This is a genomic window from Actinomadura sp. NBRC 104412, assembly GCF_030269515.1.
Classification (GTDB): domain Bacteria; phylum Actinomycetota; class Actinomycetes; order Streptosporangiales; family Streptosporangiaceae; genus Spirillospora.
In genome coordinates this window covers 98,427-111,423 of record NZ_BSTM01000027.1, presented here as the reverse complement: position 1 = coordinate 111,423, position 12,997 = coordinate 98,427, and the positions used below count along the sequence as shown (strand labels likewise).

The 12,997-nt window shown below is 71.2% G+C and carries 9 protein-coding genes; 1 reads left to right on the top strand and 8 read right to left on the bottom strand.

All coding sequences use genetic code 11. The features are described 5' to 3' along the window. Positions 1–170: 170 nt before the first annotated feature. From QSK21_RS28000 to topA, 8 genes are all read right to left on the bottom strand, one after another. Positions 171–1,016: a PSP1 domain-containing protein gene (locus QSK21_RS28000; RefSeq protein WP_285700252.1), complete on the bottom strand. Its 846-nt coding sequence runs from the start codon at positions 1,014–1,016 to the stop codon at positions 171–173. Between the two features lie 124 nt (positions 1,017–1,140). Continuing rightward, positions 1,141–2,211 (bottom strand): hypothetical protein, encoded by a 1,071-nt coding sequence (locus QSK21_RS27995; protein ID WP_285700249.1) that lies wholly within the window; start codon positions 2,209–2,211, stop codon positions 1,141–1,143. A gap of 148 nt (positions 2,212–2,359) precedes the next feature. Continuing rightward, on the bottom strand, positions 2,360–3,253 hold the full coding sequence (locus QSK21_RS27990) for a fructosamine kinase family protein (protein ID WP_285700248.1): 894 nt from the start codon (positions 3,251–3,253) through the stop codon (positions 2,360–2,362). Positions 3,254–3,303: 50 nt separating this feature from the next. Then, positions 3,304–3,786 carry a low molecular weight protein-tyrosine-phosphatase gene (locus QSK21_RS27985; protein WP_285700247.1) on the bottom strand — a complete coding sequence of 161 codons (483 nt, stop codon included), beginning with the start codon at positions 3,784–3,786 and terminating at the stop codon, positions 3,304–3,306. Between the two features lie 152 nt (positions 3,787–3,938). Beyond that, positions 3,939–5,663, bottom strand: a complete 1,725-nt coding sequence (locus QSK21_RS27980) for a S8 family peptidase (RefSeq protein WP_285700246.1) — start codon at positions 5,661–5,663, stop codon at positions 3,939–3,941. 186 nt (positions 5,664–5,849) lie between these two features. Continuing rightward, positions 5,850–6,995 carry a DNA polymerase III subunit delta' gene (locus QSK21_RS27975; protein ID WP_285700245.1) on the bottom strand — a complete coding sequence of 382 codons (1,146 nt, stop codon included), beginning with the start codon at positions 6,993–6,995 and terminating at the stop codon, positions 5,850–5,852. Positions 6,996–7,083: 88 nt separating this feature from the next. After that, positions 7,084–9,258 (bottom strand): dTMP kinase, encoded by a 2,175-nt coding sequence (tmk, locus tag QSK21_RS27970; RefSeq protein ID WP_285700244.1) that lies wholly within the window; start codon positions 9,256–9,258, stop codon positions 7,084–7,086. Between the two features lie 132 nt (positions 9,259–9,390). Then, positions 9,391–12,123: a type I DNA topoisomerase gene (topA, locus tag QSK21_RS27965; RefSeq protein ID WP_502871604.1), complete on the bottom strand. Its 2,733-nt coding sequence runs from the start codon at positions 12,121–12,123 to the stop codon at positions 9,391–9,393. A gap of 242 nt (positions 12,124–12,365) precedes the next feature. On the opposite strand from topA, the gene QSK21_RS27960 reads away from it, so the two are divergent. Beyond that, a complete protein-coding gene (locus tag QSK21_RS27960; protein WP_285700242.1) occupies positions 12,366–12,551 on the top strand; it encodes a DUF5703 family protein in 186 nt (61 codons plus the stop codon). Positions 12,552–12,997 lie beyond the last annotated feature (446 nt).

Sequence of the window (12,997 nt, the reverse complement as noted above, 5' to 3'; positions counted from 1 at the left end):
TGCCCCACCAGCGCCGCCGCGTCCAGCAACTCTGGCTCGCCCTTGCTCACACCCTGCACCACACCAGTATCCCAGTCGAGCGTTAGCTCGACCGGGACAACCGCAGTTATTCAGTGCAGTCCTAGCGCGCGATGGCCTATCTGCGCCGCCACGCGCCACCCTGCGCCGTCCTACGGCTGGCTCTGGGCGCCGCCGTCTGCGTCGCTGTTGTGCATCGCATCGTGTTGCCGGCGCGGGGAGCACACAGAAGCCGACGGGCACGCGCAGCGGCCCCCTGAGTTCAGGCGGACGGTCACCGTGTCCGCGGGGACGTTGCGGCCGACCACCTGCCCCGGGCCGTTGGGGGTGTCCACTCGGGTGCCCAGGGCGGGCATTCTCTCGTGCGCCTCGATGTAGAGCGGGTGCTCGTACTTCAGGCAGCACATCAGGCGGCCACAGGCACCGGCGATCCTCAGCGGGTTGACCGGAAGGTCCTGCTCCTTGGCCATCCGCACCGAGACCGGCTCGAAATCCTTGAGGAAGGTGGCGCAGCACAGGTCGCGTCCACACGGGCCGATGCCGCCCTGCAACCGCGCTTCGTCGCGAGGGCCGACCTGGCGCAGTTCCACACGCGCCTTGATGTTGCGGGCCAGGTCGCGGACGAGGGCGCGGAAGTCCACCCGATGCGGCGCGGTGAAGTAGATCTTGAAGATGTTGTCGGCGTCGAGATAGTCCACGCCGATGACCTTCATCGGCAGCTCGTGCTTGCGGATCAGCCGTTTGGCGATGCTCCGCCCCTCGGCGCGCCGCCGCCGGTTGCGCTCGTCCCGGGTCAGGTGCTCCTCGCCGGCGGGGCCCTCGCACACCGGCAGCCCCTCGATGTCGTCCGAGACCCACTGCGGTGCCCACACGCACTCGGCGACCTCGGGGCCCGCGTCCGTGGGGACCAGCACCTTGTCGCCCACCTTCGGCGAGTACGGGCCGGGGTCGAGGTAGTACAGGCGTCCGTAGCGGGTGAAACTGACGGCCATCACCATGCCCACGGTTTCGCTCCGTTCGCCCGGTTTCTGGACACCATATGCGGTTCCCACGGGCTGTGGGCGAATCGACCGGAACACCAGGTCGAAGACCAGGCGGGATCAGCACCCGCCGAGAACGCGCTCACCAGGTGGCGTCAAGGAGGTCCTTCGCGGGGACGGGATCGGCGCCTTCGGGGTAGAGGGTGCCGTCTTGCGTCGTTATCAGCAGGTGGTCCCCCGTGTGGTCGGCGTCCAGGCGGGACACCGTGCCTCCGGCCGCCTTCCGCTTCCACAGCACCTTCCCGGGACGGCCGGCCGGCAGCGCGTACGCCTGGAGCGAGAGCTGCCCGCCCTGTGCGAGTCCCAGCACGACGGTGCGGCCGTCGCGGTTCATCACGGCGGTTCCGGCGCTGCCCTCGGGGAGCTTGAACAGCGCCTTGCTCGCTTGCAGGTTCCCGGGGGCGGCCGTGGACGTGTCGAGGGTGCGGAACTGGCGGACGGTCTTGCCGCCGACCTTCCGCGTCGGGCTCCACACGAACGACAGTGTGGAACCGGACCAGGAAAGGCTGCCGACACGTCCAGGCGTCTTGGACGCCCAGGTCTTGCGCTGGCCCGTCCGTGCGGACACGACGTCGAGGCGGGGGCGCGCTCCGGGACGGTAGGTCACGTACGCGATCGAGTCGCCGTCCGGGGCGACGGCCAGGTCGGACCAGGGCGCGGAGGCCCCTGGGATGGCGGCGCGGGCCAGCGGGACGAGCTCCTCGACCCCGCCGTCCTTCCCCAGCCGCAGCCGCTGGAAGGTCACCCGGGCCGCCTCACCGGTCGCCCGAGCGGCCCCGCCCTCCGGATCGACCGCGACCACGAACGAGCGGTCGTCCACCGACGCGACCCGCTGGAACCGCTTGTCCGTCGGGGCCGCCACGGGAAGGCCGACGTCGCGTCCCGAATGGACGTCGCGGACGACAAGCGCCTCACCGGAACCCCGTACCCCGACCACATACCGCGGCGCGGCACGATCCTGGTCCGCGGCGGGCTTGGCGGAACGCTCCTCCTCACGGTCGCGCGGGTCGCCGTAGGAGTGGGCGAAGTCCACGCCACCGCCGATCACCAGCGCGACGGCCGCCGCGACACCGATCGGGACGATGCCCTTCCAGCCAGACCGGATCCAGGCGACCACCGAAAGGCGGTCCGGATCCTCCTGCTTGTGGTCCATAGGGGTAGAGCCGCACCAGCCTTCCGTTCTCGCCCCATTCTTCGACCCGTCGTTTCTACCTCATCTTCCGGTCCGCGGGAGCCAAGAAGGGCGAAGCGGCACCGCCGCGTCAGCGGCCGGACACGCCTTCGGGTCGCGTCTTGCCTGGTCAGCGCAACGCCGCCAGGGCGGCCCCGGCGGCGTCCACCGTCTGGGACCGGTAGGCGGCGCCGAACAGCGCGACATGGACGAGCAGCGGGTGCAACTGGTGGAGCGGCATACGGTCGCGCCAGCCGTCCGCCAGCGGGGACGTCTCGTCGTAGGCGGCGAGGACGCGATCCAGATGGGGCGCGCCGAACAGGGCGAGCATGGCGAGGTCGGTCTCGCGGTGCCCGCCGTGCGCCGCGGGGTCGATGACCATGGCGCGGCCTTCGCGCGTCCACAGGACGTTGCCCGACCAGAGGTCTCCGTGGATGCGGGACGGGGGTTCGGGCGGCCCCGCCAGGGCGTCGATCTCCTCGATGACGCGCTCGATCAGCCGGCGGTCGCCCGTCCCGAGATGGACGGCGGCGCGGTGCAGGAACGGCTCCAGACGGCGCTCGGCGTACCAGCCCGGCCAGTCACCCCGGGTCGGGGTGTTGTCGAGCGGCAGATCGGCGATGAAGCCCTTCCAGGGGGCACCGTACGCGGCGGGCGGCGCGGCGGAGTGCATGGCCGCCAGCTCACGCCCGAACCGTTCGGCGGCGGACGCGGTGGCCGTCCCCTGCGGCAGCCACGGCAGGATCAGCATCCGGTCGTCCTCGGCCAGGACCTCCGGGACGGGCGGCGACCCGGACCCGGAGGACCCGGAGGACGCGGCACCGTCGGCCAGCCAGCGCAGGCCCGCCGCCTCGGCGGCGAACACGCCGGGCTGGTCGGGAGCGGCCTTCACGAACACCTCGCGCCCATCGGAGAGCGAGGCGCGATGCAGCGTCCAGGAGTGGCTCGTCCCGAGGTCGGTGATCGACTCGACCCGCACGCCGCCGCCGAGCAGCCTCGCGATCGCCTCACGTCCCACACGCATGTCCGTACCCCTAGCCGTAGCCATGCCTCACCGGCCCGCGCGGGAGCGGGTCAGGCATCCTCGTACGTGGCCGCGCGGATCTCGTCCAGGAGGCCCGGCATCGCGGCCTCGACGAGTTCGAGAACGTGGTCGAAGTCGGAAGGATGGCCGTAGTAGGGGTCGGGTACGTCCAGATCGCCGTCCGCCGCGGGGTCGAACTCGCGCAGCAACCGGATCCTCTCCCGGGACGCCGCGTCCGGGGCCATCGCGCGCAACGCCTGTGCGTGCCCCTCGTCCAGCGCCACGATGAGGTCGTACTTGGCGAACCAGCCGGGCTCGAACTGCCGGGCGATGTGCGCCGACCGGTACCCGGCGCGTCGCAGGGCCTCGACCGTACGGGGGTCGGCGGCGTCCCCCACGTGCCAGCTATCGGTGCCGGAGCTGTCCACCTCGACGTCCAGTCCCTCCTCCTCCACGTGGTGGCGGAGGACCCATTCGGCCATCGGGGAGCGGCAGATGTTGCCCGTGCAGACGAACGTGACTCGGTACGGCATGCCTTCCATCCTGCCCGAGGCCGTGTCATGCCCCTGCGCCGCCCGGCCACCCGACGACATGACGAACCCCTGGGCCGGAACCTGTCGGAGCGTCCCGGCCCAGGGGTCCCCTGGCCGCGTCGGCTGATAGGGCCTACTTCTTCTAATAGGGCTTACTTCGAGACGGCCCTCAGAGCGTCGATGATTCCGTTGCCGAAGAAGCCGTTGCGGGTCTTCGTCCCCTCGCAGGTCTGCGTGGAGGTGGACTTGACCCACTCCCCGTCCTCAAGCCGGAACCACTCGTAGGTGACGGTGCCGGGCTTGGGGCATGCCTTCGGGGTGGCGGTGCCGCGCAGGACGGACTCCACGACCTTCGGCGACAGCGTCAGGCCGCCGTTGCGGCGGTCCGGCCTGCCGTACTTGCTGATGATCAGGGCGGCGACGCCCACCGCGTGCGGGGACGCCATCGAGGTGCCCTGGATCGACTGGTAGTACGCGCAGGTGCGGCCCTTGCAGTCACGGATCACCCGGGTGGTGTTGGGCGTGCCGTCCGGGTTGAGCTCGCCGCGCTCCCGGGCGATCGACTCGGGGTAGGCCGCCCAGATGCCGCGCGCGTCGTCCGGCTTGCCGTCGGGCGTGTCGACCTTGTCGCCACCGGGCGCGGCCACCGCGATGTATCCGTTGCCGTAGCTGGAGTAGAACGACTTGCGGGTGCTGATCCCGGTCGCGGAGATCGGGATCACGTGCTTGCCCTCGGACGGCATCGAGATGCAGTCGGCGGGGACGGTCCGCTCGTACGGCTGCTCGCCGGGCTCGGACGCGAAGTCCGGGCTGGTGGCGTCGGTGTTGGTCTTGGTGTAGTCGACCAGCTCGTTGCCCGCCGCCGCGATCAGCGTGACTCCGTGCGCGTGGGCGAAGTCGAGCGCGCGCTGCGTGGCCTTGATGATGGTGCGCTGCTCGGCCTGGTCCTCGGGCGAGTCCGCCGGGTTGGCCGCGCAGTTCCACAGCCAGGGGTCGATGTAGTACGACATGTTCACCACATCGATGCCGTTCTTGGCCGCGTAGGTCAGGCCGTCAACGGTGGGCTGCAGGAAGAAGTAGCCCGAGTCCTGGCCCACCCGAAGGTTGACCAGCGACACGTTCGGGGCGACACCGGCCATGCCCAGGCCGTTGCGCGGCGAGGCGATGGTCGAGGCCACGTGCGTGCCGTGCTCGTTCTCGTCCACGTCCGCCGGGTCGTTGCAGGACTTGTCGGGCTCGGCCTCACAGGGCCCGTCGACCTCCACGCCGTTGGCGTCGGCGGGGATGTCGACGGTGAAGTTCCGGCTCAGCTTGGCGTTGAAGTTGGGCTTGATGTCGGGGTGGTCCCCGTCGATCCCGGTGTCCAGAACGCCGACCAGCACGCGGCGGTCGCCCGGCTCGGCCTTGTACGAGCCACCGGCGGTCGCGTGGATCTGCTTCATGTCCCACTGGATGCCGGCCAGCGGCTCCTCGCCCTTGCCCGGCTTCGCCACCTTGGTGACGCCGACGACGCCGGCCCACTTCTCCACGTTCGCGCCCATCGGCGCGGACGGGGTCTTGGGGGCCCGGCCGATGACCCGGTTGGCGGCGGCACCGTCCAGCGCGCCCTGTTCGGCGGCCAGCGCGGCGAACCGGGCGTTGGACGACTTCACGGTCGCTACGCCCACATCGGTGTTCTCACGGACGATGGTGCCGCCCGCCGCCTTCACGGCCGCGCGGGCCTGATCGAGGGAAGCACCGTCCTTGTAGAGGACGACGTATTCCTTGGCCGCGCCCTGTTCCTGGGGGCGGCCCGGTAGTGCGGACGCAGGAACCGCAAGGGCCGTCGTGGTGACGACGGCGACCGCGGCCGCGGCTGTGATCACTACGCGCCGCAACTAAGCACCTCCTGTATGGGGGGATGAGCCCGTTTCGTGGACTCGACCAGGAGACGCTACGCGAGAGTAGATTGAGGCATCTGTACGGATAAATCACAAAAAGACAGGAGATTTGTTGGCAATCTCCCCTTAGCCGCCAGGCAGGAGCCGGGCGGCGCGCGAGGCGGCGAGGTCAGGTGGTCCGGGTCAGGTGGTGCGGGTTCGGAGCGCCAGTGTGAGGGCCTCCACCGCCAGTTGCGGGTTCACGTTGGCGTCCAGGCGCTCCCGGCACTCCATGATCGCGTCAAGGCGCCGGAGCGTCGCCTCAGGGGTGCCTTGGGACGCGGCGGTACGGAGCTCGGGCGCGAGGTCGGTGTTCACCAGCTCCGTGCCGGCCCCGAGCTGCAACGCCAGCACGTCCCGATAGTAGGAGGCCAGGTCGAGCAGGGCGCGATCGAGCGAGTCGCGCTTGACCCGGGTCGCCCGGGACTTCTGGCGGTCCTCAAGCTCCTTCAGCGCACCGGCCGTGCCACGCGGCATCCGGCCCTTCGCGCTCTCCCCGAGCGCCTGCCGCAGAGCGCTGGTCTCGCTTTCGTTCAGCTCCTCGCTCATCGCCCTGGCCTCCGCCTCGGCGGCCTTCACCAGGGTCTCGGCCGCGGCGACGGCGGGACCCACGGACGTCAGCCGCCGCGGCACCGCCAGCACCTCCGCGCGGCGCCGCCGCGCCTCCGGATCGGTGGCCAGCCGCCGGGCCCGGCCCAGGTGCCCCTGCGCCGCCCGGGCGACCACGTCCGCGGTCTCCCGGTCGACGCCGTCCCGCTGGACGAGCACGTCCGCGACCGCCGAGACCGGCGGGGTGCGCAACGTCACCAGGCGGCAGCGCGAACGGATGGTCACCAGCAGGTCCTCGGGCGACGGCGTGCACAGCAGCCACACCGTGCGCGGCGGAGGCTCCTCGATCGCCTTCAGCAGCGCGTTGGCGGCGGCCTCGGTGGCGCGTTCGGCGTCCTCGAACAGGACGATCTGCCAGCGCCCGCCGCTCGGGGACGACGAGGCCCGCAGCACCAACTCCCTGGTCTCGCGCACCCCGTACGACAGCCCCGCGGGCCGCACCACCTCAAGGTCGGCGTGGGTGCCCTGAAGCACCTGGTGGCAGGGCGCGCAATGGCCGCATCCACGCGGGCTCTCCGAGCACTGCAACGCCGCCGCGAACGCCCTGGCGGCGGTGGAACGCCCCGATCCGGGCGGACCCGTGAACAGCCAGGCGTGCGCCATCTTCCCGTCCGACTCCACGGCGGAGCGTAGCTGCTCGACGACCGGTCCCTGCCCCACCAGGTCATCCCACACGCTCATGGGCACCAGGCTACGGCCTGCCGGGTGCCCGCGGGACCACACGCGAACGAGCCGCGAACGAGCCGGGAGCCGGCGGGCGTGAGGCGGGTCAGGCGTCGGTGATCGCGGGGAAGGTGCTGGTGACGTCCTCGGTGCCGGCCGGGATGGGGTCGGGCAGGATCTCGCGGATCCGGTACTGGATCTCGCGGGCGATCTCGGCCTGGGGACGGCTCGCGTCCACGATCAGGTAGCGGTCGGGATCGGCCTCGGCGAGGGCGCGGAAGCCCTCCCTGACCCGCTCGTGGAACTCGTAGGACTCGCCCTCGATCCGGTCCGCCGGGGACGCCAGCCGCCCGAGGCCCGTCTCGGTCGGGACCTCCAGCAGGATCGTCAGGTCCGGGACGAGCCCGCCGATGGCCCACGCGTTCACCCGGGCGATGGCCGAGACCTCCTGCCGGCGTCCGAAGCCCTGGTAGGCCAGGGAGGAGTCGACGTACCGGTCGCTGACCACGATCGCGCCGCGCTCCAGCGCGGGACGGATGACGTTGGCGACGTGGTCGGCGCGGTCGGCCGCGTACAGCAGCGTCTCGGCCCGCGCGGACAGCCCGGTGGTCTCCTTGTCGAGCAGCATGGCGCGCAGCCGCATCCCGATCTTGGTGGCGCCGGGCTCGTGCGTGGAGACCACGTCGTACCCGTGGTCGCGCAGCCAGATCGCGGCCAGCCGGGCCTGGGTGGTCTTGCCCGCGCCCTCGCCGCCCTCGAACGCGATGAACACGCCACGGTCACGGATCACCGTCGGACCCTGCGCCGCCTCCTCGGGCGGGGTGTAGACGTACCCGCGCAGCGCCGCGGCCAGGTCGGGACGCAGCGGGATGCCGCGCCGGTCGTCCAGCCGCCTGTACGCGACCACCCCGGCGGGCGCCGACAGCACCGCCACGACCAGCAGCGCCAGGCCGGTCCCTGAGGCGTCGTAGGTCGCGCCGCCGAGCTCCAGCCGGTGGTCGCCGATCAGCCCGGCCAGCGGCGGGACGGCCGCGAACACCACCAGCGCGGTGAGCAGCGCGACCGCCCGCAGGTAGGCGAACGCGCGGAGGACGTCGTCGGGAAGACGGGTGCCGAGCGCCCAGGCGACACCGGCCGCCATCCCGGCGAACGCGGCCAGGAACACCACCACGACCAGGTTCTGGACGAGCGCGATCGGGACGAGCGTCAGCGCCGAGGCGATCGCCGCGAGGCCCAGCAGGCGGCGCCGGCTGAACGGGTCCAGCATGCGGGGGCCGAGGAACAGGCCGAAGGCCAGGCCGGTCGCCAGGCCCGCGAGCAGCGATCCGTACCCGGCGTCCCCGCCGCCGAGGTCGCGCGCGTGCAGGCGCGCGACGGCGATCAGGGCGGCGACGACCAACGCGACGACGGTCGCCGCCAGGGTAAGCCCGCTCACAGCGCCATCGTGCGCTGGGCCTGCGGCGTGCGCTCCGGCCACGGGCGTGCCCTCCGGATGCCCACGCTTGGCTGCACGCCGCCCACGCTGGCTCTGCCCGTTACGAGCCTGCCCCTGGGCGGAGTGGCTCTGGAGCCGCTGCCCCTGGAAGAGGAGCTTCAGCGGAGACGGGGACGGGGGCGGCGTCGTCGTGGCGCCGGAGAAGACCTCGCTGGCGGTGAACGTGGTCGCCGCGGCGGCGAGGAACACGACCGCGGTCACGTACAGCGGAAGGTCGGCGCGCTCGGCCACACCGAACGCCGCGTCCGCGATCAGGGCCAGCACCGCGAAAAAGACCGCGGCAACGGGCGCCATGCCATACCCGGCGCGCAGCACCGAACGGCGTGCCTCCTCCCGGCCCTCCTCGGGGACCAGGACGGGCAGCGACGCGTCCACCACGAAGATCCACGGCAGCGCCGCGAAGGCCACCAGGAACGCCGCGGCCATCGTCCAGGGCACCGCGTCCACCAGCGGCACCGACACCACCACCGCGAACCGCAGCACGTCCGCCGCGACCAGGGTGATCCGCCGGTCCAGGCGGGACGTCACGGCCCCGGCCACCGGAGCCAGCAGCAGCGCCGGCAGCACCAGCAGGACCAGGACCCCGGCGATCGCCTGGGCGCGCGCCGACAGGTCCTGGTCGCGGGTGAGCGTCCCCGCCAGCGCCGTCAGGGCGGGAAGGCTCAGCCAGAAGCCGAGGCTCGACAGCGAGACGGCGACGCACAGCCGTCGGAACGGCCCGATCGCCGAAGCGGCCGGCCGCGGCTCGGCGGACCGCGACGGCCCGGTGGTGCCCGTTCTGTTCATGTCGGTCAGGGTATCGGCGCCGATGTCGCGAGGCCGGATTTTCCCCGTCCTCCGTGACCGCGAACCGTCCCGGAACGAACGCGGACCGTTCCGGAACGAACGCAGACCATCCCAGAACCGTTCCGGACCGTCCTAGGAACCGGACTTGGCCGAGGCCCGCCGGCGCGGCGACGCCTTCTTCTTCCCTCCGCCCGCGGCCACCTTCTCACGCCGCTCCGCCAGCAGCTCGGCGGCGCGCTGGATGGTGACCGACTCGACCTCGTCGCCCTTGCGCAGGCTGGCGTTGGTCTCGCCGTCGGTGACGTACGGGCCGAACCGGCCCTCCTTCACCACCACGGGCCTGCCGCTGACCGGGTCGTCGCCGAGCTCGCGCAGCGGCGGCGCCGCGGCCGCCCTGCGCCCGCGCTGCTTGGGCTGTGCGAACAGCTCCTTGGCCTGCTCCAGCGTGACGGTGAACAGCTCCTCTTCCGAGCCGAGCGACCGGCTGTCGTTGCCCTTCTTGAGGTACGGGCCGAACCGCCCGTTCTGCGCCGTCACCGGCTCGCCGTCCAGCTCGCCCAGCGTCCGCGGCAGCGACAGCAGCTTGAGCGCGTCCTCCAGGGTCACCGTGTCCAGCGACATCGACTTGAACAGCGACGCGGTGCGCGGCTTGGGCGCGTCCTTCTTCGCCCGCTTCTTCGGCGCCGCCTTGCCGTCGGCCTTCTGCTCCGGGGCGGTCTCGGCCTCGGGCAGGATCTCGGTCACATACGGGCCGAACCGCCCCGACTTGGCCACGATCCTGTGCCCGGTCTCCGGGTCGACGCCCAGCTCCCGGTCACCGCTGGGCTGCGCGAACAGCTCCTCGGCCTTGGCCGCGTCCAGCTCGTCGGGCGCCATGTCCTCGGGAATGTTGACCCGTTCGCCGTCCCGGTCCAGGTACGGCCCGTACCGGCCGACCCGCACCATGATGTCGGTGCCCGCGATCGGGAACGAGCTGATCCCCTTGGCGTCGATGTCGCCGATGTCGCCGACCAGCTCCTTCAGGCCCTCGCCGCCGTTCTCGTCGCCGAAGTAGAACCGCTCCAGCCAGCGCACCCGCTCGGCCTCGCCACGCGCGATCTCGTCGAGGCCGTCCTCCATGTGCGCGGTGAAGTCGTAGTCGACCAGGTTGCCGAAGTGCTGCTCCAGCAGGTTGATCACGGCGAACGCGAGGAAGGAGGGCACCAGCGCCGTGCCCTTCTTGAACACGTACCCGCGGTCGATGATCGTCCCGATGATCGAGGCGTAGGTGGACGGCCGGCCGATCTCCCGGTCCTCCAGCTCCTTGACCAGGCTCGCCTCGGTGTAGCGGGCCGGCGGCCTGGTCGAGTGGCCCTCCGCGCGCACCGACCGCGCCGCCAGCGCGTCGCCCTCGGTCAGCGCCGGCAGCCGCCGCTCCTGGTCGTCGGTGTCGGTGGACGGGTCGTCGGCGCTCTCCACATACGCCTTCAGGAACCCGTGGAAGGTGATCGTCTTGCCGGTGGCGCCGAACTCGGCGACCTCGTTCGCCGTCGAGGTGCCGGTGACCCGCACCGACACCGACTGGCCCTCGGCGTTCTTCATCTGGCTGGCGATCGTCCGCTTCCAGATCAGCTCGTACAGCCGGAACTCGTCGCCGGACAGGCCCGTCTCCGCGGGCGTCCGGAACACCTCGCCCGCCGGGCGGATCGCCTCGTGCGCCTCCTGAGCGTTCTTGACCTTGCTGGAGTACACCCGCGGCTTGTCCGGGACGTACTGTGCCCCGAACAGCGTCGTGGCCTGCCGCCGCGCCGCCGTGACCGCCGTGTCCGACAGCGTGATCGAGTCGGTCCGCATATAGGTGATGAAGCCGTTCTCGTACAGCCTCTGCGCCACCGACATCGTGTACTTCGCGGAAAAGTTCAGCTTGCGGCTGGCCTCCTGCTGGAGGGTCGTGGTGCGGAACGGCGGATAGGGCTTCCTGGTGTACGGCTTGCGCTCGACCGACTTGACCTCGAACGGGCGCCCGGTGAGCCGTCCCGCCAGGGCCGTCGCGGCGTCCTCGTCGAGATGGAGCACGTCCCGTGTCCTCAGGGTGCCGTCGGACGCGAAGTCGCGGCCCTGGGCGACGCGCCTGCCGTCCACCGAGATCAGCCCGGCCTTGAACGTCGGGGGCTCGCCCTCCACGTCCTTGCCGGTCTCGAACTCGCCCTGGATGTCCCAGTAGTGCGCCGGGACGAACGCGATCCGCTCCCGTTCCCGCTCGACCACGAGCCGGGTCGCCACCGACTGGACGCGGCCCGCCGACAGCCCCGGCATGACCTTCTTCCACAGCACGGGGCTGACCTCGTACCCGTACAGGCGGTCCAGGATCCGGCGGGTCTCCTGGGCGTTCACCAGCTCCATGTCGAGGTCGCGCGGGTTGGCCGCGGCGGCGCGGATGGCGTCCGCGGTGATCTCGTTGAACACCATCCGGTGCACGGGCACGCTCGCCGGGGGCTTGAGCACCTCCTTGAGATGCCAGGCGATCGCCTCGCCCTCGCGGTCCTCGTCCGTCGCGAGATAGAGTTCGTCCGCCTCCGCCAGCAGCTTCTTGAGTTTCTGGACCTGCTGCCTCTTGTCGGCGTTGACGACATAGAGCGGCTCGAAGCCGCGCTCGATGTTCACGCCGAGCTTGGCCCAAGGCTCGCCCTTGTACTTGGCCGGCACCTCCGAGGCCCTGGGCAGGTCCCGGATGTGGCCGATACTGGACTCGACGATATAGCCGCCGCCCAGATATCCGGCGATCGTCTTCGCCTTCGCGGGCGACTCAACGATCACCAGGCGGGTGCCGTTACCACGGCCGTTCCCGCCCTGACCACGCTTAGCAGTGCCGTTCTTGGCTGGCACAGTCGCTCCAACCTCGCTGTCTGGTCTTCCATCGCACGGGCTAGCTAACGCTTCTCGACGACGTTTTCATGCCCGAGAGTTCCCACCGCCGCCTGCCGGTCGGCGCCCGCTTCGCCGGGAGTACGGGCCGCGTCTCCCGCCGCCGCGAACCCCAGACAGGATGACACGTCGCCACCACGGGTGCGGACCAAGACCGGCTCCAGACTCCCCCTAGAGGCGCGGCCGGGTCATAATGGTCCGCGATGGTGGAGTACACCTACCGAGTCCTGCGACTGCCGCGCGGCACCACCCGTGACACCGCCCGGCGGGTCCTCACCGAGCACGCCGAACACGGCGGGTGGGAACTCGACCGGTTGCGCCTCTACCCAGACGGCAGCCGCCGAATCCAACTCCGCCGCAAGATCATCCGGCAGGTCCGCACCTTCTGAGCCTTCCGCCGATTCCGCGCACCGTCCACGACCGGAGCGGCATGCCGGCACCCTATAACGCCTCGTAACCGACAACGCCATCCCCTAACCCCATCCCAAACCCTCTAAGCCATCGGTTCGGTCAACCGCCGCACCAAACGCCACTTACACATCTCAGGCCACAAGGGATACGAGCGACAAAAGGCGCAGCCGTCCACCCTCGGCGGAGGACGGCGCGCCGGCGTGAGCGAACGACGCGCCGCCCGGCACCTCACCGGTGACCCGACCCGGTGACCCGGCGACGCGGAGCACACCGGCCACGGTGGCCGATGGAGGAGGGGATGGCGACGACCCGATGCGACCGGACGCAGAGAGTCCTTCCCGCATCGAGCAGTGCGCCGGCACTCGCGATGGCCGTCGGACCGCCAAGGCCGTCCTTACGTTCGGTAACGATACCACCACTCAAG